Origin of the sequence: Psychrobacter cibarius, from assembly GCF_904845955.1 — a bacterium.
Taxonomy (GTDB): Bacteria; Pseudomonadota; Gammaproteobacteria; order Pseudomonadales; family Moraxellaceae; genus Psychrobacter; species Psychrobacter cibarius_B.
This window is the reverse complement of the sequence record NZ_CAJGYX010000001.1, coordinates 404,525-424,269: the sequence shown is the minus strand read 5'-3', so window position 1 is coordinate 424,269 and position 19,745 is coordinate 404,525. Positions and strand designations below refer to the sequence as shown.

Sequence of the window (19,745 nt, the reverse complement as noted above, 5' to 3'; positions counted from 1 at the left end):
ACCAGTTAAATCTTAGCAATCCACTCTTTAATCGTGCGCGCTTGCTCCGCCGCATTACCGATATAAGTGGCTGGCGTCATCTCACGTAGGCGCGCTTTATCCGCATCGCTTACCGCAGATAGCTCATCACTTTCAACGAATGTCAGCATGGCTTCGCGAGTCATGGCATTACCACGAGTCAGAGCTTTAAGCTTCTCGTATGGGTTCTCAACACGGTAGCGGCGCATGACGGTTTGAATCGGCTCAGCCAATACTTCTTGTGCATTATCCAAATCGTCGTTTAAGCGCTGGGCATTCAATTCAAGTTTGCTGACACCTTTTAAACAAGCATCATAAGCAATCATACTTTGCGCCAGACCAACACCGATATTACGAAGTACGGTAGAGTCTGATAAATCGCGCTGCATACGTGAAATTGGCAGTTTTTCACCCAAATGAGCCAGCATGGCATTAGCAACGCCCAAGTTACCTTCTGAGTTTTCAAAATCAATCGGGTTCACTTTATGCGGCATGGTAGAAGAGCCCACTTCACCATCTTTTAGGCGCTGTTTGAAATAGCCTAAGCTAATGTATTGCCAAATATCACGGTTAAAATCGATTAGGATGGTATTAAAACGTTTGACGGCATCAAATAGCTCAGCGATATAATCATGTGGCTCAATTTGCGTGGTATAAGGGTTAAAAGTCAGCTCAAGGCTTTCATCAATGAAGCGTTCTGCATGTGCTTGCCAATCGACGTCAGGGTATGAGGCGTAATGAGCGTTATAGTTACCAACCGCGCCATTGATTTTACCCAATAGCTCTACTTGATTCACTTGCTTAATTTGACGGGCTAGGCGATAAGCGACGTTTGCCATCTCTTTACCTAGCGTCGTTGGGCTAGCGGTTTGGCCATGGGTGCGTGATAGCATGGGTTGATCAGCATGAGCAATCGCCAAATCAACGATGCTATCAGTCAATTGCTGCATTTTCGCAACCACAATCTCGCGGCTGTCTTTTAGCATTAACGCATAAGACAAGTTGTTGATATCCTCACTGGTACACGCAAAATGAATAAATTCTAATGAATCTTCAAGTGCTGCCTGACCACGGAACTTGTCTTTGATGAAGTACTCAACGGCTTTTACATCATGATTGGTCGTTGCTTCGATGTCTTTGATGGCTTGGGCATCTGCTTCACTAAAGTCATCAACGATGCTGTTTAAAAAGGCATTGGTATCGGTATCAAATGCTGCCAATTCACCAATCGCATTGTTATCTGCCAATGACTGTAACCAGCGAATCTCGACAGTGACGCGGGCTTTAATGAGACCAAATTCTGATAAATAAGGACGCAAGCTGTCAGCTTTAGAGGCGTAACGACCATCGATTGGGGAGAGTGCGGTAAGTAAGTTCATAATAATGCCTTTAAATTAAAAAAGTAAAAGTGATGAAAACTGTGAAATCACACAAATGAACACATCATATAAGACTGTGGTCAAAAAAATACGGGTAGTGTAGCAAACGTAGCCGTTGATAAAATCAAAATATGCATATAACGCTATTATTAAGGGGTATCGGGTGTATTAGAGTATGTCGTGCCATACTTAGTATTAAAGTAAAAACTACGTTTTGTCCTTGGATCTAAAATTGAGGTTACCGTTTTGACAGTACCGTTATTGCCGATAGCGACGCTGTCTGTGGCATATTCGCTTGCTTGATGGATTGGATTCGCAAGTTTTGACGTCACTATCGCGCCATTCACATTTTTTTCTTGCAAGACATCTTGTAGAACAAAGTGATTGATACTAAGGTTGGCTCGATTGGTCGCAGTAATTTTGTAGGCAATACATTGTCCTGGAGTTACTTCAGATAGGGCAGCTTTACTATAGGCAAGCTTGTTTTCTAGATTTGGTAACAATGAGGCGATTTTGCAATCGTTAAGTGCTTGTTCTTTTTCAAGGACTAAAGCTGAATTTTTATCAATCACTCTGCCAAAGTTATTATTTTCATAGTTATACTTGTTAGTAGTCAAGGAAATAACAGTTTTTTCATTAGTAGTACGAATGGGATAAGTGCTACCACTATTTTCTTCAATCAGGCAGACAGTACTTTTGCCAGATAGAGAAGCGATAGGTATTTTAATCTCATATCTACCGACAATATTAGTAGGAATATTGATAGTTTCAAGAGGAGTATTAGTAGTACAGTCAACCAGTTTGACTGTGCTACCTGCAATACCACTTTCAGCAGAGTCAAAAGTACCATTGAAGAAGTTGGTATTGTTATATATACCGCTGTCTATCGTAGCGTTATCTTTTTTGACATAGATGTCGCTATCGTTTATACCGCCATTATCATTGAATACAGTGCCTGAAAAGACATAATTGAACGGTTCACTTTCTACTCCAAAGCTGATCCATTCGTTATAGGTTTCACCGATTACGTTACGCGCAATGCCGATATTACCATTCATAATCCCTTCATAGGTCAAAGTCACGGCTTTCGAATTTCTTACCGCGACAACATAATTGCTTTGACTGTTTTCGATGCCATAACTGACATAAGTACCGCCATTGGAAATAGCGGTATTAGATGAGAGTGCAGAATACGTGCTGCCATTATTGATACTTTTAATAATATTTTCAAAAGTTGGCGTCGGTGGTAAAACTCCGTTATTTGAACTGAGGCTTACTTGTTTATTCGTATTCAAGGTAGGACTATATGGATTTTGGCTACCAGTAGCACCCGCTAGATTAGTAATATTATAATAAAATAAACCACTACCATTCACATTTGAGCTATCGGTACGCAGCTGCGGGTTGAACACAGCATTTTGTGAATTCAGCTGGGTACTATTGACTTTGCTGCCCATAAAGTAGTCGCCCATTGCATTATAGTAATAGGGGACATCTGGGTTGTTTTTGATAGTGGCTTGCGCAGGTATACTGATTTGACTATTTTGAGTAAAACTTAATGTTTGACGTGCAATTTCTGAGTTACCACCCATTGAATAGCTGGCTTGACCAATTTTTATGGTATGTATAGAGGCGTTATCATTAGGCGTAATAGTAAAAGTGTACTTAAACTTATCTTTATCAATACTAGTATTAGAATCATTCCTGATCTCAATACCGTTGGTACGCGTACCACTAGATGGTGTTATCTCAGCATTACTGTTATAACCAATATTTTCATTGCGAACTAAAGTAAAACTACCGGTAGCACCAGAACCTGCTGCTACATATGTGCCAGAAGCAGTACCAGCCGAAGCATCAGAGCTGGTAACCGTGATACTACCCATCTTTGTTGGTGCAGCCTGCAAATTAAATGACGCAGCAATGAAAGTAAGCGTAAGACCTCTCTTCACCCATATCGAACAAGAAAATGAGATATTCAGCAAGGCGAAAAGGCGAGCGGTCATTCAGTATCCTAAAAAAAGACAAATCATTGTATTAATTAATGTTAAATGAGATGTCAAATCCCGCAAGGCGCGTCAATAGAGGCAATGACACCGCCGCCCAAACAAACCTCATCGATATAAAATACTGCTGATTGACCTGGCGTCACTGCCCGTTGCGGCGCATCAAATATCACTCGTACTTCTAAACCTTTATCATCAACAGAAAACACTCGGCACGCTTGGTCTGGCTGACGGTAGCGCGATTTTGCCATACAACGTAAACCTTCATCGGTAAATATATCTGCAGGCGGTAAACCATCGACCCAATCGAGCTTATAAGCTTGCAGCTCATTACTCAGCATCATGGGATGCTCATGACCTTGTCCAACGATCAAACGGTTGTTGTCCAAGTCTTTTGCCAATACGAACCAAGGCTCTTCTGGGCGATCTTTGACACCGCCAATGCCAATACCACCGCGCTGACCTAACGTATAATACATTAAACCATCGTGTTGACCGATAATGTGACCATCGTCAGTGACGATATCGCCTTTTTGTGCCGGCAAGTACTGTTGTAAAAAGTCTTTAAAGCGGCGCTCACCAATAAAGCAAATACCCGTTGAATCCTTTTTATTGGCAGTAATAAGATCATGTTCTTCAGCGATTTGACGAACCACTGGTTTTTCAAGCTCACCGACTGGGAACAGTGTCTTAGCGATTTTATCGCCGCCAACCGCATGTAAAAAGTAACTTTGGTCTTTATTGTTATCAAGCCCGCGTAATAGCTGCGCAACCTCAGTGCCATTAGCATTCGTATAGTTCATACTACGGCGCGTGTAGTGACCGGTGGCGATATAATCTGCGCCCAACGTCAAAGCATAGTCTAAAAATGCTTTGAACTTGATTTCTTTGTTGCACAAAATATCTGGGTTGGGCGTACGACCCGCTTTGTATTCGGCCAAAAAATGCTCAAAAACCCGATCCCAATATTCCATGGCAAAATTGGCTGTGTGTAGCTTCATACCGATTTTGTCACATACCGCTTGTGCGTCCGCTAGGTCGTCCATTGCCGTACAGTATTCGGTGCCGTCATCTTCTTCCCAGTTCTTCATAAACAGACCTTCGACTTTAAAGCCTGCTTGTTGAAGTAAAACGGCTGATACAGAAGAATCAACGCCACCTGACATACCGACAATCACGTGCTTGGCGCTAGGATTTTCGATATCGGCAAGTGTTAATGGACGATGAGTCGTAAAAGACTCGGAAACGGCTATGCTTGAGGTATCTTGTATGGCTGACATAAAGCGGCTCAACTATTTGTACGTTCTCCAAAATAGATATTGACGCCAAAAATTATGCCATTGCTACAATAGGTAGTCTCAGCAGAACGACGTCAGCTTATCTTTTGGATCTGGTATTATGATAAAATAAACGTCATATTATACCAGTTAATTGAAACTGGTGGCGACCGATGGTGTCTAGGCATTGGTAAAATCGCTTTAGAAATTTAGATAGTGGTTTTGAATTATTTTAATCACGTTTCACTCATCTTGGAATAATAATGATAAAAATTGGTCAAGGTATCGACGTTCACGCTTTTCACAATAATGGTCAGCAGCAGCAATATGTGGTGCTAGCAGGTGTGCCTATTGAACACACGCACAGCTTGCTTGCACACTCTGATGGAGATGTGGTGCTGCATGCGCTTGCTGATGCACTGCTTGGTGCATTGGCGCTTGGCGATATCGGTCAGCATTTCCCTGATACAGATGCTGCCCATGCAGGGTTGGACTCGCGGGTGCTGCTACGTTATGTCTACAGTAAAGTGCAAGAGGCTGGTTATAGTCTAGGCAACGCTGATATCACTGTGATGTGTGAGCGTCCAAAGCTGGCACCGCACAGCCAAGCCATGCGTGATAATATTGCCAGTGATTTGCAGACTGCGGTCAATAATATCAGCGTTAAAGCCACCACCACTGAAAAGTTAGGCTTTACAGGTCGGCAAGAGGGCATTATGGCCAATGCCGTGGTATTATTAGTGCCTAATGTTGTCGAATCTAGATAGCTTGGATCGGGTGTCATCGCTGTTTGAGCACTCCGAGTCATATTGACTGGGTCAGTTGCGCGCAGATTATATCTATGTAGATTTTATATATATAGTCTATAGAGTTGTACTTGTAATACCGTGGCGCTTGCCCCATGTATCAGCCATCTCTTTTCTCAATCATTTTGTAATATCAATCACTGTTTTCAATGAACCGCTTTATCAATAGGAGCTTTTATGAGTGAACAAACCCCAAATACTGCTGCAAACGACGTTGAACAATTGATCCGTGATCAAATCCGTGACAATAAAGTTATTATTTATATGAAAGGCACGCCGCAATTTCCGCAGTGCGGTTTTTCTGCTAAATCGATTGAAGTTCTTACTCAAATCGGTCGTCCATTTGCGTTTGTAAATATTTTAGAAAACCCAGAAATCCGTGCGACGTTACCTAAAGTGGCTAATTGGCCGACTTTTCCACAGTTGTGGATTGACGGCGAATTGATGGGCGGATCAGACATTATTTTGCAAATGTATCAATCAGGCGAGCTTAAGCCATTGGTTGAAGCAAACAGCCCTGCTGCATAATGCTGAAAACACTTATCTAAGCTTTTTTATTATCAAGCTGATAAGTTTTAACAATAAAAGCTCGAGCCAGTCCTTAGATGGGCGCTCGGGCTTTTATTGTTTTTGTCAGTATTGACCCCATATATGGCTCAACAGCAAGCATTATAAAAACATAAATAATGAGAGAGTATTATGAGCAATCAACTAATAGAACAACAAACACCTGAACCGGTATCTGCTGAGCAAGCGACCATAGAGAAACGCCGTGAGCATTTAAAAAATGAATCCACGCGCATCATTGAAATTGCTGGCAATGAGCCACATTCAGCCCTGAAATGTATTCATCAGCTTAGCGTGGCAGGCGGCGCAACAGAAGCCACTTATATTGCGATTGAGCAGCGTATCGTTGCGGATCAAGATTCTGCGGGCGCTTATCATTTGGCATTATTGGCACAGAATACGCCAGATTTACCTATCGATGCGCGTCAACTTATCGAGATGGTCGTTAATAAAGGTAATAACCAGCAGCGTTTGGCATTGCTAAAAAACTTGCTGCTACCGCCAGTGGACATGATTAAAGAGCAAATTTTGGCGAGTAATGATGGCGATGCTATTGGCTTGATGAATGCTTATTTGCAGATCAATCCAGAAGGTTATGGCAGTCAGCATATGCTGAGCAGTGGTCAATCAGATCAAATCGTACCGCTGAGCCCTGGTAACTAGGCGCTAATTATTAAGTTACTAGTTACTAAGTTTAAAAATGATGCTTAACACTTAATGTAAATAGTTTCTACTGCGGCGTTTTTTAAGCATCAAAAAATTGTTATAATGATGGGTTAGCAATCCAATATCTAGCGGCTTTTCCAAGTCGTTAACTTTTTAAATCCGACTGACGTTTATTTGCTGATGACCATGCTATTTAGCCATAAAATTCTGGTAATGATAGTTTTTGGCTAAAAGCAGCGTTATGAGTCAAGTGAGGCGTATATGCAATACCCAAAAAATTACGACGTGGTAGTGATCGGTGGTGGTCATGCTGGCACAGAAGCTGCTTTGGCAGCCGCACGTATGGGCGCGCAGACCTTGCTGTTGACACATAATATTGAGACGCTCGGGCAGATGAGTTGTAACCCTGCAATTGGTGGTATCGGCAAATCCCATCTGGTACGTGAGATTGATGCGCTTGGCGGTGCAATGGCATTGGCAACGGATAAGTCAGGCATTCAGTTTCGTGTGCTTAACAGTCGTAAAGGTGCTGCCGTTCGTGCTACGCGTGCGCAAGCAGATCGTATTTTATATAAAGCCGCCATTCGCCATACGCTTGAAAATCAGCCAAATCTTGATATATTCCAGCAAGCAGCTGATGATATCTTAGTTGAAAATGGTCGTGCGACGGCAGTGGTTACTGCAACGGGTATTATCTTTAATACGCAAACGGTGGTACTGACTTCAGGAACGTTCTTGGGCGGGGTGATTCATATTGGTCTCGAAAGCTCAAAAGGTGGTCGTGCAGGGGATCAACCTTCTATCAAGTTGGCTGATCGTTTACGTGAGCTTAAGCTGCCAGTCGGTCGTCTAAAGACAGGTACGCCAGCACGTATTGATGCACGTAGCGTTGATTTTAGTGTGATGACCGTACAGCCGGGCGATACGCCACTGCCAGTCATGAGTTATATGGGTGATGTGTCGATGCATCCAGAGCAGGTCAATTGCTACATCACCCATACCAATGCGCGCACCCATGACATCATCCGTGAAAATTTAGACCGTTCGCCGATGTTCTCTGGCAAAATCGAAGGTGTGGGTCCACGTTATTGTCCGTCAATTGAAGACAAGATTCATCGCTTTGCAGATAAAGACAGCCATCAGATATTTATCGAGCCAGAAGGTTTGACGACACATGAGCTATATCCAAATGGTATATCAACAAGTTTGCCGTTTGATGTGCAGTTAGAGTTTATTCATAGTATGAAAGGCTTAGAAAACGCGCATATCACCCGTCCAGGCTACGCGATTGAGTATGATTATTTTGATCCGCAAAATTTGAAACCAACGCTTGAGACCAAATCTATCGATCGTCTTTACTTCGCTGGGCAAATCAATGGTACGACTGGCTACGAAGAAGCTGGTGTACAGGGTTTGCTAGCAGGTACCAATGCGGCATTGGTTACTACTAATAATAGTGAGTTTGAAACGTGGACACCGCGCCGTGATGAAGCCTATCTTGGCGTGCTCGTTGATGATTTGATTACCCATGGTACGACTGAGCCATATCGTATGTTTACGAGCCGCGCAGAATATCGTCTACTATTACGTGAAGACAATGCAGATCAACGCCTAACTGAGACGGGTCGCAAGCTTGGTCTAGTAGATGATGTGCGCTGGCAAGCGTATCAAGAAAAAATGGAGGCGATCACAACGGAGACCTCACGTCTCAAAGATATGTGGGCAACCCCTGCTAATACGTTGGGCAAAAAAGTCACAGAGCAAACGGGCGAGGTGCTGTCAAAAGAATCAACTGCTTTTGATTTGCTCAAGCGTCCGCAGATTCATTTTGCTGATATCGCTGCCATCACTGATTCGCAGGTCGATACACAAGTAGGCGAGCAGATAGAGATTTCTGTCAAATACGCAGGCTATATTGATCGTCAGCAAGAAGACATTGATCAGATGAAACGCCTAGAAAATACAGCGCTACCACTGGACTTTGATTATAGCGTGGTATCGGGATTATCGAATGAAATTGTACAGAAATTGACGCAAATACGTCCTGCGACGCTTGCTCAAGCAGGACGCGTGAGCGGTGTGACGCCTGCAGCCGTTCAATTATTAGCTATGACAGTGAAGAAACATAAAAAAGCGAAGGCCGCGCTAGATTCGTAATAGTAGTATACTAGCATAACAAAAGCCCATAGCGATATATCGTTATGGGCTTTTGTTTGTTAAAAATACAGCCGCTGTTAAAAGAAAATAGAGCAGGCGCTTGTCTTACTTGCTATTTTGTCTCTATACTAGGTTATAAAACTTAATGATTACTTGTTAATTTATCTCGCTGATGTCCATATCATGATGGGCTTGTCAACGAACTGAGCCTATTTATGATTGATGCTATTGTCTTTGCTATTACCATTGTCTTGCCCAACCTTGCCTTAATGTGGTTGGGTTTTTTTATGCAGAGACGCGGTGAGGCGAGCCAGACTTTTATTGACCAAGCATCGAGCTTTGTCTTTAATTACTGTTTACCCTGTTTGCTTTTTTTTAGCGTCGTTGATAGTGATGTCGATTACAGCAAACAAATCACGCTGATAGTGGCTGGTATTCTGGTGACATTCATCTTGTTTATAGGTGCAGAGATTTACGCCAAATATTTTGTGAGCAAACCGGCTGATCAAGGGGTGTTTGTACAAGGGATATTTCGGAGTAACATGGCTATTATTGGACTGGCAACGGTTGCTAATGCCTACGGAGAACGTGGCTTAAGCATCGGTGCTGTCTATATGGGTGTGGTGACGATACTGTTTAATATCTTAGCGGTTATCACTCTCAGCCGTGTTTCCAAAAGTGTGGATGATACTTGGCTCAGTCGCAGTACCATGATTATCAAAAAACTATTTACCAACCCACTGATTATCGCATTGGTAGCAGCATTTGCTTATAAGGCGTCACCGCTGCCGCCTATTACAGGTGTGATTCATACGACTGGCGATTTACTGGCCGCGGTGGCATTGCCCTTAGCATTGATTTGCGCCGGTGCCAGTATTGATTTGAAGTCGATGTTGCACCCTTCAGGGCTGTCCATGCAGGCGAGTATCGGACGTATTATTGTTGCGCCATTGATTGCCATCGCTATTGGATTGGGATTTGGTCTATCAGGTGTGCATATGGGTGTGTTGTTTTTGATGGCAGCCTCACCAACAGCCGCCGCCAGCTATGTAATGGCAAAAGCCATGGGTGGCAATGATGTGTTAGCTGCTAATATTTTGGCTTTTACCACCGTCGTAGGTATGTTTGGAATGGCGATTGGTGCGGCAATATTACGCGGGTTGGGATTAATGTAGTAGCCGTTTTGGCGTGATAAAACATGTTCTAATAATAAATCTATAAATAGGAGTACTCAAATTGCAATTACTAAACAAAGCAATCGTGACCGAACATCTCAATATGCAATCTGCCATTGGGGCGATAGAAGCATTGTTACATCAACAGGCAGCGCACCCCAACTGGATCAAAGCGCCTGAACGTTTGGTCATTGAAACTTTTAGTGAAGATGACACTCATCGCTCAGGTTCGCATTTATCAATGCCCGCGACGATTTATGATGGTAAGAATGAGTATACCGCGGTAAAATTGGTCACCATTTGTCCTGATAATCCGAGCCGAAATTTACCAACCACAACGGCGATTATTACCGTGTCAAACAATGATACTGGTGAGATATTGGCAATTATGGATGGGATTTATATTACTCAAGTGCGTACGGCGGCATTGTCAGGCATTGCGACCAAATATATGGCAAGCGCTGACTGTCAAAGTGTGGCGGTGGTCGGTTGTGGTGGCATGGCTTATGAGCAATTACATGCGGTTTTGACGGTACGTCCTGAGATTAAAACAGTATATTTATGGAATAGAAGCAGGGAAGGCGCTGAGATTTTCAAAGTGAAATTTACTCGTGAGTATCCGCAATGGGACGTTACTATAACGGTTTGCGAAAATATCAATGATGCTATCCGTGATGCAGATGTTATCAATGTCGCAACCCGTGCAACAGAAGGTTTGTTTGATCTCAACCATATTAAATCTGATGCACACATCAACGCAGTCGGCGCCTATCAGCCTTCAATGAAAGAGATAAGCAATGATGTCATTGCAAACAGTCGCATGGTCGTTGTCGATGATTTGGTTGGCAGTCGTCATGAAGCGGGCGATTTAATCCAAGCTCACGATAGTGTCGATTGTGCATGGACATGGGACGACCTCAGTGGTGACTTACAAGCGCTAGTCACAGGGGCGCTACAAGAAAAAACCGCTAAGTCTAATCATGGTGTTACGTTATTTAAATCGGTTGGTGCAGCCAGTTTTGATGCAGCAGTCGCTCTATATGTCGCACAACAAGCCGCACAAAAAAATCTTGGCTCGTCAATTGAATGGTAAGGCCGTCTGAATAACAGTACGTAAAGATTGCTGTATTTTTATTATGTAGCAAGCCAAAAAAAGCCCTCTTTCTAAATAAGAAAGAGGGTTTTTTATATTGCTTTAAACGTTAAATTAATACGCCCCCAGCATATTTTTAGAGCGTTTATTAATTTGAATTGTCTTTATTGCGTTTGTCTTCGCGCCGCTGCTTACGTTTTGGGCTGGTGCGGTAGGTCAAATAACCACCGACAGCCATCACCGCAAGAAAGGCCACAATGTACATAAATATTGATGAGCCAATAAGCAGTGAGGCACCGATAATAGGAGTTGCATCCATGTCAAACATCCAGATAAGGTTTATTAATAATTATGCAAGTGTCTGATTTCATTGTAAAGTAAATAAATTTAACTCAGGTGTAAGTTCCAGTGAACGCATGCGCGCTGCCTGATCGTAAACGTTAGCCGTCACAATCAGCTCGTCTGGCTCATACTGAGCAAGGAATGCCGCCAGTCTCGGTTTCACAGTTTCTACAGAACCTATGAATGACACTGACAATGCGCTATCCACCATCATTTTTTCAGCAGGGCTCCAGATACTGTCCATATCGTGAGTAGGTTTCGGCATTTGACCTGTCTCACCACGGCGCAAGCGTACGAAGCTTTGCTGCGCAGAGGTAAAATGATACTGTGCATTAGCATCGTCATCGGCGAGTAGTAAATTGGCTGCTAGCATGACATAAGGCTTGTCCAAATAGGCTGATGGTCTGAACTGTTCACGATAGGCTGTAATCGCTTGCCCAAGCATTTGCGGTGCAAAGTGTGAGGCAAACACATAAGGAAGTCCTAGATGCGCCGCTAACGTAGCCCCAAAAAGAGAAGAGCCTAATATCCAGATAGGAACGTTTGACTTTGCCCCAGGAAATGCCTGTACTGGGCTATTATCTGTACCGTTCCCTAAAAAGTACATCAATTCTTGAACGTCTTGCGGAAAGCGATCAGCATCTTGCATCTGACGGCGTAGTGCCTGAAAGGTTGCGCCATCAGTACCCGGCGCACGACCCAGCCCTAAATCTACGCGATCACCATATAATGCCTGCAAAGTGCCGAATTGCTCAGCGATGACGAGCGGTGCATGGTTCGGAAGCATCACACCACCAGCACCAATACGTATATGCTTGGTTTGGCTACCGATATGCGCTAGTAGTACTGACGTCGCTGCACTGGCGATGCCCGGCATATTGTGATGCTCTGCCATCCAATAACGGTTTAAGCCGAATTTTTCTGCTTGCTGTGCTGTCTCAACCGTTTGGGCAATGCCCTCAGCGATGGTTTTACCTTCAGGCACGGGTGCTAGGTCTAAAAAGGATAAGGGAATAGCGTTACTCATAAATCACCTATTTTTATGATGCCGCCTTTCAACGACATGGTTATATGGTTATATTGGTATTTGATTCTAGTTATAAAAGAGACTAGCGACAGCAATGATAAACCAGCACCTCAAGAATCTAGTACTAATTCAATATTGCTGTAACTAGTCGTTCAATAGTTCATATAATGGGGCGGTTCTATTGAATATAAAGGTTATAAGTTAAGACGATAACAAATCTTAATAATGGGGTAGAGTTATAAGAATCACATGCGCGGCAGTCGATTTTGAGTAGAAATGAGAATAGAAAATGGCATCATTATCTGTTGATAACGATGCCATTGACGTTTAGTGAAAATATGAATGAATGGTTCTTTACTGGCTAAATTGTTTTTGTCACAGTTCCATAAATGCTCGACCATACTGACGAATTTCTGCATCATCACGTACCGCCATCCAACTGGTAAAGCGCCCAAAGTGATCGACAGGTATCGCAGTTAAATTTTGATAGTGACTCGGTTCAAACGCCATCTCTGCGATAATGCCGATACCCAAGCCCAGACCTACGTAAGTACTGATTACATCAGCATCGAGTGCTGCTAGCACGATATCTGGTTCCAATCCTGCTTCTTCAAAAGTTTTGTCAATTGCACCGCGCCCCGTAAAGCCACCGTGATAGGTCACAATCGGATAGCTGGCGAGGGTCGGCAAATCCACAGACTCGTGATTGGCCAGTTCGTGATCGCTTGGCACAATGACGCGATGCGTCCAGTCATAATAGCGATAGCAGCGTAAATAATTGTTATGAAGTAAAGACTCGGTTGCAATGCCAATATCTGCCTGCCCGCGAATGACCATCTGCGCGATGGTCTCTGGATCCGCTTGTTGTAGTATTAGGTTGACTTTGGGGAAGCGCTCTTTAAACTCTTTGACGACTTGCGGCAATACATATCGCGCTTGCGTGTGAGTGGTGGCAATCGTCAACGTGCCAATATTCGGATTATTAAAATCGAGACTTAGGTTTTCAATCGTACGGATCTCGGCGAAGATAGATTCGATATGCGGCATTAGTGCTGTACCCATGGTCGTAAGACCCGTTAGGCGTTTGCCTTGACGGACGAATACTTCCGTTTTGAGCTGATTTTCAAGTGCCGCAATATGTTTTGATAGGCTAGATTGGCTGGTGTGCAGTACGGTCGCCGCCTGACTTAAGTTATAGCCATTAATCACCGTATGCCATACTGTCTCCAACTGCTTGAGCTGAATCTGTAAATGCCGCTGATTGACCACTACGTCGATTGCCATAACTAAATCCTATTGTATAAATATACAAACCCTGTCTGTATACAAAAGTGAAAATGTACAAATATGCAGTAAGCAGGTAGTGTAAAACAAAGTGTTTATTCTTGTATATACTTAATGGTTATCTATTTATGTTTATTTGGAATATAGAATAAGTCGTTTGTCCGTTGCTAGAAGTAAACCATTACAATAAAAAAACCCTCGATTAAAGAGGGCTTTTTTAAGATAAAGGCGTATCTATTTCAGTGGGTTTTAGCGAAAACGATCCGCATTCATGACTTTATTCCAAGCATTCACAAAGTCTTTAACGAATTTCTCTAAGTTGTCATCTTGTGCGTAGAGCTCAGCATAAGCGCGTAGGATAGAGTTAGACCCAAACACGAGGTCTACACGGCTGGCTTGCCATTTCAGATTGCCAGTAGCACGTTCACGTACTTCATAGAGAGCAGAGGCGTTATTATTGTCTGTCTTAACGGGATGCCAAGAATAGCTCATGTCTGTCAAGTTCACAAAGAAGTCATTGCTAAGTGTTCCAGCACGCTCAGTAAAGACCCCTTGTTGGCTCTGAGCGTAGTTGGTATCCAAGACACGCATACCACCGATTAAAACGACCATTTCAGGTGCAGTCAAGCCCATCAGCTGAGTACGATCTAATAGCATCTCTTCAGGTGATATGGCATAGCTGCCTTTGATCCAGTTACGGTAGCCATCATGTCGTGGCTCTAAATCAGAGAAGCTCTCTGTTTCAGTCATCTCATCGCTCGCATCGCCACGACCCGCATCGAATGGCACTTCAATTTGAACATCTGCATTAGCTGCTGCTTTTTCAATGGCGGTGTTACCAGCGAGTACCACTAAATCTGCGATGCTGACGTCTTTATCAAAGTTCGTTTGAATGGCAGTGAGCGCCTCAAGTACGCGAGCCAATTGCTCAGGCTCATTACCTAGCCAGTCTTTTTGCGGGGCTAAACGAATGCGTGCACCATTGGCGCCGCCGCGATAGTCTGAGGCGCGGAATGTACGAGCGCTATCCCAAGCGGTAATAATAAATTCGCGATGGTCGATACCACTGCCTAGTATCTGTGCTTTTAAGATTGCAATATCATCAGCGCTCAGATTAACATTGCCTTGTGGAATTGGATCCTGCCAAGTGAAGTCCTCGCTTGGCACATCCGCCCCTAAATAGCGAGATTTTGGCCCCAAATCACGATGGGTAAGCTTAAACCAAGCTTTTGCAAATACTTCATCGAAATATTCTGGATTTTGATGAAAGTTCTCTGAAATTTTACGATAAGCAGGGTCTTTAAACATTGCCATATCAGCATCGGTCATGATTGGGTTGCGGCGTACACTTGGATCATGTGCATCTAAAGGCCGATCCTCTTCCTTGATATCGATAGGCTCCCACTGCCAAGCACCAGCAGGACTCTTAGTCAGTGCCCACTCATGATTTAGCAATAACTCAAAATACTCATAATCCCATTGGGTTGGATGCGTCGTCCATGCACCTTCGATACCACTTGAGACGGTGTCGCCAGCATTGCCTGTACCTTTAGGGTTGCGCCAACCTAGACCTGGTGACGCTACCTTATTAGAAGATGAGCTTCTGGCTCATCTTCTAATAAGGTAGCGTCACCATTACCATGACATTTACCAACCGTGTGACCGCCAGCAGTCAAGGCGACCGTTTCTTCATCATTCATTGACATACGAGCAAAAGTTGTACGAATATCTTGTGCCGTTTTAATAGGATCGGGGTTGCCGTCGACGCCTTCAGGGTTGACATAAATCAAGCCCATCTGTACCGCTGCTAAAGGGTTTTCTAGTGATTCACGCTGATTATCATCTTCATAACGATTTTTGGTAGCCGCCAGCCATTCACGCTCGGAACCCCAATAGATATCCTTTTCTGGATGCCAAATATCGGTACGTCCACCAGCGAAACCTAACGTCTTAAAGCCCATAGATTCATAAGCCATATTACCCGCTAGTATCATCAAATCTGCCCAAGAAAGTTTGTTACCATACTTTTTCTTGATTGGCCATAATAGACGACGTGCTTTGTCCAAGTTGACATTGTCTGGCCAACTGCTTAATGGCGCAAAGCGTTGATTACCAGTGTTAGAACCACCGCGGCCGTCAGAGCGTCGATAAGTACCAGCAGAATGCCAAGCCATACGAATCATCAACCCACCATAATGACCCCAATCTGCTGGCCACCATGGTTGTGACTCAGTCATTAGATTTTTTAAATCTTGCTTGACGGCTTCTAAATCTAATTGCTTAAAGGCTTCTGCATAATCAAAGTCAGGATCCATTGGATTGGTTTTGTGATCCTGCTGATGCAAGATATCTAAATTTAAGCTATTCGGCCACCAGTCGGTTGCTGCCGAGGCGTTCGTAGTATGCGCTTGGTGCATGACAGGACAGCCACCCATGCTTGGACGTTGTGGCTCGTGCGAAGTATCTACATTTTCACTATGAATGGTTGGTCCATGACCATCTCCTTTATCATAAGTGGTGTTACTTGCAGCATCTGATGTTGAGTTTGAGTTAGTCATCATGTGGCTCCTAGGCAGTAATCAGATAAAAGGCAATCGAGTGTGTTATTTACTATTGTTTGCAAAAATCATTTGTCATCTCTAGCATATAGAAGAATGATTGATTCAGGGAACTAATTTATACAAACATATTGTTTTATAAAATAAATGGTATATCAAATAATGTTTTAATTTATGAATATATAAAAGTAAGAATGTAGCAAGAATTTCTGGTTATTAAAGCATGAATTATTAATAACTTATCAGGATAATGATTGGCTAATCACAAGAGAAAGGGGTTTATATAAAAGGGTTGTGATGCAAAATGCGATATTTTCCTTATTTTTATACCCATTCTTAATATGAAAGTAAACCCTAGTCTATAAGTTAGGTTTTATTCACTAGTAGAAAGAAAGGTTAATGCAAAAATATCGTTAGAATGTCTAGTCAAGGTCAGCGTTCTCAAGTACCATAATTCAATTTTGTTGTAATGGCTGTATTTGTGCAACGTTAAGCAATTTTTATCGATCCCGTTTATCAGTGCTATTTATCAGTATCAGTTACCGATAGATGATACTAATGATTGATAAAAATTGTGCGCGGTTGTGTTCTTTTTCTTAAGTGCTAGTGAGCGATTATGTCTGCTGTCAAATCTGTGCCACCCAATCAATCAGCTGTCAAAAAATCATGGTCTGATGCATTGAAATCTTTTTCAGATATTCGTGTGATGATTATGTTATTTCTTGGATTTTCAGCAGGTGTACCTATTCTGTTGGTTTTTTCAAGTCTATCACTATGGCTTAGTGAAGCGGGTTTAGAAACCGGTGTGATAACAATGTTTGGTTGGGCAGGTCTTGGTTATTCGTTTAAGTTTATTTGGGCGCCGTTGATTGACTCAATGCCACTTCCTTTCTTAACTAAATGGCTAGGTAGGCGTCGGGCATGGATGTTTATGTCACAACTGATGATACTGGTTGCTATTTTTACGATGGCTAGTGTTAACCCTGTTGCTGAAAACGTCCTTTGGGTTATGGCGCTTGGTGCTGTTTTGCTTGGTTTTTCATCAGCTACTCAGGATATCGTTGTTGATTCTTATCGTATTGAGTTGGCAGGGTTTGAATTGCAACCTACGTTGTCTTCAGTATATGTCGCTGGTTATCGTATTGGCATGATTGTCGCAGGCGCAGGCGCACTTTATTTAGCAAGTTATTTTGGCTCTTCTGAAGAGCTTTATAATTATGAAGCATGGCGCAATACTTACTATACGATGATGGGTGTCATGTCAGTCGGTTTATTAACGACGTTTGCTATTTATGAGCCAGCAGCACAGTCATTAGAAATATATAAACAAAAAAGAAATTTAAAAATATTTTCCATATACGCGGCTTTTCTCCTTATCCCTGGTGTGATTTATGGATTGCCAGTATTCGTCAGCACCTTTGCAACCAGAGTATTGAGTAGGCCTTTAACGTTAATACCTATTGAGTACTTGCCAGCGATTAATATGTATTTCTTGATGGTAATGGCATGCGCACCTTTCTTACTGATATTTTTTATTTTAAATCAACCCAAAATAGTGAACAAAATTGACTCAGTTGTACAGTCTCGTGATGACAATATTAGAATATTATTCTTATTTATCTTGTCAGTTTTTGCGTTTATAGGCGCTTTTGTATTTATAGGTAAAATATTCCAAGCTCCTGATGACAGTGTTTTTCTAAAGTTTTTGATAGAAGTAGTGAGATTGTTGGGTAGTGTGGCTGTGGCTATGGTTGTGGGATATGCGCTTATATCAGTCGGGCTGGCAAAAAAAGAGGTGGCAAAAAGATTGTGGGTAGAGCCTATTGCTGATTTTTTCCGTCGCTATGGTAAGCAGGCAATACTGTTGCTATTGTTGATAGGTTTTTATCGTGTGTCAGATATTGTCGCAGGCAATCTATCAAACGTTTTCTACGCTAAGATGGGTTTTACTAAAATTCAGATTGCTGACGCGGTCAAATTTCTGGGATTGTTTATGACGATTGCAGGTGGATTTTTAGGTGGCCTTGTTGCTCAAAAAATGAAGATGATGCATGTCATGTTGATTGGTGCTATAGCATCGAGTACAACCAATCTTCTATTTATTCTATTGACCTATCATCCTGGTGATATGAATTATATGTACCTAGCAGTGGTTGTTGATAATTTGGCAGCAGGTTTTGCGACTGCTGTTTTTATTGCATTTTTATCATCGCTTACTTCAGTTTAGTTTACCGCTGTACCGTACGCTATATTTTCATCACTCATGACTCTGTTTCCAAAAGTACTGGGTGGGTATTCAGGTGGCATTTCAGACAACATTGGATTTGCCAACTTTTTCTTAATCACATTCTTGATTGGGATACCTGTCTTGATACTTATTTATTTGGTAGACAAGCATGTGGTTATTGGTAGCAATGACGATCCAGTTGAACTTTCTACCAAACTTGAGTAATCAATTTTAATAGGTGATGAACTATATATGACAGCATCAAGTATTCGTCAAATAAAGCAGCACATTCAGCAATTGACGAATGAGACTGCAAATAGCAAGCTACCGTCATTTTGGCTAACAGATTGGCTGTTGTATGTCGTCGAGAAGCCTGCGATATTTTTAATAACGGATGAAGATTACCAATTAACTGATAGTGAATTTGAGCAATTCAATGCAGGTGTAAAAAAGATGCAGCAAGGAATGCCACTTGCGTATTTGACTGGTCAGCAAGAGTTCTGGTCGCTGATATTTACTGTTAATGAGCACACTTTAATTCCGCGACCTGATACTGAGATACTGATTGAGCAAGTATTAACTTGGATAAAATATCAGCCAAACAGTGTCAGCAGCCCAAAACGGTTATTGGATTTAGGGACGGGTTCAGGTTGTATTGCGATTAGTCTTGCACATGAGTTAAATACGCAGCGTTCAGACAGTGAGGCAGAAAGTTGGCAAGTCGTTGCGGTGGATATGTCGCCAGAAGCGCTCAAGGTTGCTCAGCACAATGCAGTTATCAATGATGTTGCTGATATTGAGTTTATACAAAGCAGTTGGTATGACGAGCTGCCCAGTCATGGCGAGCTATTATTTGATGTGATTGTGTCCAATCCTCCTTATATCGATGAGGAAGATGAGCATTTAGCACGCCTTGTAGCCGAACCTATTAGTGCCTTAAGTGCTTCCAATCATGGGCTTGCCGATATAGAGCATATCGTAGGACAGTCACCGAAATACTTGCGTGTCGGTGGGCTACTGGCTATCGAACATGGTTTTGACCAAGGTGATGCCGTTCGCAAGTTGTTTGTAGACAGTGGCTTCGAATCTGTGCGTACAGTACAAGATTATGTGGTAATGATCGTGTTACGCTGGGTCAAATTAAGTCATCAGATTTTTGTTAG

The 19,745-nt window shown here is 42.6% G+C and carries 14 protein-coding genes and 2 pseudogenes; 9 read left to right on the top strand and 7 right to left on the bottom strand.

The annotated features are described in order from the left end of the window. Positions 1 to 5 precede the first annotated feature (5 nt). From purB to mnmA, 3 genes are all read right to left on the bottom strand, one after another. Positions 6 to 1,397 carry an adenylosuccinate lyase gene (gene purB / locus JMV76_RS01655; protein WP_201501377.1) on the bottom strand — a complete coding sequence of 464 codons (1,392 nt, stop codon included), beginning with the start codon at positions 1,395 to 1,397 and terminating at the stop codon, positions 6 to 8. A gap of 149 nt (positions 1,398 to 1,546) precedes the next feature. Beyond that, positions 1,547 to 3,403: a hypothetical protein gene (locus tag JMV76_RS01650; RefSeq protein WP_201501376.1), complete on the bottom strand. Its 1,857-nt coding sequence runs from the start codon at positions 3,401 to 3,403 to the stop codon at positions 1,547 to 1,549. A gap of 53 nt (positions 3,404 to 3,456) precedes the next feature. Beyond that, positions 3,457 to 4,683, bottom strand: a complete 1,227-nt coding sequence (gene mnmA / locus JMV76_RS01645; RefSeq protein WP_087815219.1) for a tRNA 2-thiouridine(34) synthase MnmA — start codon at positions 4,681 to 4,683, stop codon at positions 3,457 to 3,459. Between the two features lie 260 nt (positions 4,684 to 4,943). Between mnmA and ispF the strand changes: the two genes are divergently transcribed. The 6 genes from ispF to JMV76_RS01615 all read left to right on the top strand — a co-directional run bounded on the left by ispF (position 4,944) and on the right by JMV76_RS01615 (position 11,144). Beyond that, positions 4,944 to 5,447 (top strand): 2-C-methyl-D-erythritol 2,4-cyclodiphosphate synthase, encoded by a 504-nt coding sequence (gene ispF, locus JMV76_RS01640; protein WP_045446213.1) that lies wholly within the window; start codon positions 4,944 to 4,946, stop codon positions 5,445 to 5,447. A gap of 216 nt (positions 5,448 to 5,663) precedes the next feature. After that, positions 5,664 to 6,014: a Grx4 family monothiol glutaredoxin gene (grxD, locus tag JMV76_RS01635; protein WP_045446215.1), complete on the top strand. Its 351-nt coding sequence runs from the start codon at positions 5,664 to 5,666 to the stop codon at positions 6,012 to 6,014. Between the two features lie 171 nt (positions 6,015 to 6,185). Next, positions 6,186 to 6,716: a hypothetical protein gene (locus JMV76_RS01630; protein WP_087815221.1), complete on the top strand. Its 531-nt coding sequence runs from the start codon at positions 6,186 to 6,188 to the stop codon at positions 6,714 to 6,716. A gap of 264 nt (positions 6,717 to 6,980) precedes the next feature. Further along, positions 6,981 to 8,876, top strand: a complete 1,896-nt coding sequence (mnmG, locus tag JMV76_RS01625) for a tRNA uridine-5-carboxymethylaminomethyl(34) synthesis enzyme MnmG (RefSeq protein WP_087815223.1) — start codon at positions 6,981 to 6,983, stop codon at positions 8,874 to 8,876. A 215-nt stretch (positions 8,877 to 9,091) separates the two neighbouring features. Next, positions 9,092 to 10,051: an AEC family transporter gene (locus JMV76_RS01620; protein WP_087815225.1), complete on the top strand. Its 960-nt coding sequence runs from the start codon at positions 9,092 to 9,094 to the stop codon at positions 10,049 to 10,051. Positions 10,052 to 10,112: 61 nt separating this feature from the next. Further along, positions 10,113 to 11,144, top strand: coding sequence for an ornithine cyclodeaminase family protein (locus JMV76_RS01615; RefSeq protein ID WP_087815227.1), 1,032 nt, complete (start codon positions 10,113 to 10,115; stop codon positions 11,142 to 11,144). 148 nt (positions 11,145 to 11,292) lie between these two features. Here the strand turns inward: JMV76_RS01615 and JMV76_RS01610 are convergent, their stop codons facing one another. The 4 genes and pseudogenes from JMV76_RS01610 to katG form a co-directional block, all read right to left on the bottom strand. Next, complete coding sequence (locus tag JMV76_RS01610) at positions 11,293 to 11,463, bottom strand: hypothetical protein (RefSeq protein WP_176393081.1); 171 nt, start codon at positions 11,461 to 11,463, stop codon at positions 11,293 to 11,295. A gap of 48 nt (positions 11,464 to 11,511) precedes the next feature. After that, positions 11,512 to 12,513 (bottom strand): LLM class flavin-dependent oxidoreductase, encoded by a 1,002-nt coding sequence (locus tag JMV76_RS01605; protein ID WP_087815229.1) that lies wholly within the window; start codon positions 12,511 to 12,513, stop codon positions 11,512 to 11,514. A 375-nt stretch (positions 12,514 to 12,888) separates the two neighbouring features. Continuing rightward, a complete protein-coding gene (locus JMV76_RS01600; RefSeq protein ID WP_201501375.1) occupies positions 12,889 to 13,797 on the bottom strand; it encodes a LysR substrate-binding domain-containing protein in 909 nt (302 codons plus the stop codon). Positions 13,798 to 14,046: 249 nt separating this feature from the next. Continuing rightward, positions 14,047 to 16,232 (bottom strand): annotated as a pseudogene (gene katG, locus JMV76_RS01595) (catalase/peroxidase HPI). Between the two features lie 739 nt (positions 16,233 to 16,971). Here katG and JMV76_RS01590 point away from each other — a divergent pair. The 3 genes and pseudogenes from JMV76_RS01590 (at position 16,972) to prmC (ending at position 19,745) form a co-directional block, all read left to right on the top strand. After that, positions 16,972 to 18,582 (top strand): AmpG family muropeptide MFS transporter, encoded by a 1,611-nt coding sequence (locus tag JMV76_RS01590; RefSeq protein ID WP_227690014.1) that lies wholly within the window; start codon positions 16,972 to 16,974, stop codon positions 18,580 to 18,582. Positions 18,583 to 18,618: 36 nt separating this feature from the next. After that, positions 18,619 to 18,807, top strand: a complete 189-nt coding sequence (locus JMV76_RS14715; protein WP_227690012.1) for a hypothetical protein — start codon at positions 18,619 to 18,621, stop codon at positions 18,805 to 18,807. Between the two features lie 27 nt (positions 18,808 to 18,834). Beyond that, positions 18,835 to 19,745, top strand: a pseudogene (prmC, locus tag JMV76_RS01585) (peptide chain release factor N(5)-glutamine methyltransferase).

Coding starts and splice junctions, on each gene's coding strand:
- JMV76_RS01610 (WP_176393081.1), bottom strand. CDS start 11,463: ATGGATGCAACTCCTATTATCGGTGCCTCACTGCTTATTGGCTCATCA.
- JMV76_RS01630 (WP_087815221.1), top strand. CDS start 6,186: ATGAGCAATCAACTAATAGAACAACAAACACCTGAACCGGTATCTGCT.
- grxD (WP_045446215.1), top strand. CDS start 5,664: ATGAGTGAACAAACCCCAAATACTGCTGCAAACGACGTTGAACAATTG.
- JMV76_RS01650 (WP_201501376.1), bottom strand. CDS start 3,403: ATGACCGCTCGCCTTTTCGCCTTGCTGAATATCTCATTTTCTTGTTCG.
- ispF (WP_045446213.1), top strand. CDS start 4,944: ATGATAAAAATTGGTCAAGGTATCGACGTTCACGCTTTTCACAATAAT.
- JMV76_RS01605 (WP_087815229.1), bottom strand. CDS start 12,513: ATGAGTAACGCTATTCCCTTATCCTTTTTAGACCTAGCACCCGTGCCT.
- mnmG (WP_087815223.1), top strand. CDS start 6,981: ATGCAATACCCAAAAAATTACGACGTGGTAGTGATCGGTGGTGGTCAT.
- mnmA (WP_087815219.1), bottom strand. CDS start 4,683: ATGTCAGCCATACAAGATACCTCAAGCATAGCCGTTTCCGAGTCTTTT.
- JMV76_RS01590 (WP_227690014.1), top strand. CDS start 16,972: ATGTCTGCTGTCAAATCTGTGCCACCCAATCAATCAGCTGTCAAAAAA.
- JMV76_RS01620 (WP_087815225.1), top strand. CDS start 9,092: ATGATTGATGCTATTGTCTTTGCTATTACCATTGTCTTGCCCAACCTT.
- JMV76_RS01600 (WP_201501375.1), bottom strand. CDS start 13,797: ATGGCAATCGACGTAGTGGTCAATCAGCGGCATTTACAGATTCAGCTC.
- JMV76_RS14715 (WP_227690012.1), top strand. CDS start 18,619: ATGACTCTGTTTCCAAAAGTACTGGGTGGGTATTCAGGTGGCATTTCA.
- purB (WP_201501377.1), bottom strand. CDS start 1,397: ATGAACTTACTTACCGCACTCTCCCCAATCGATGGTCGTTACGCCTCT.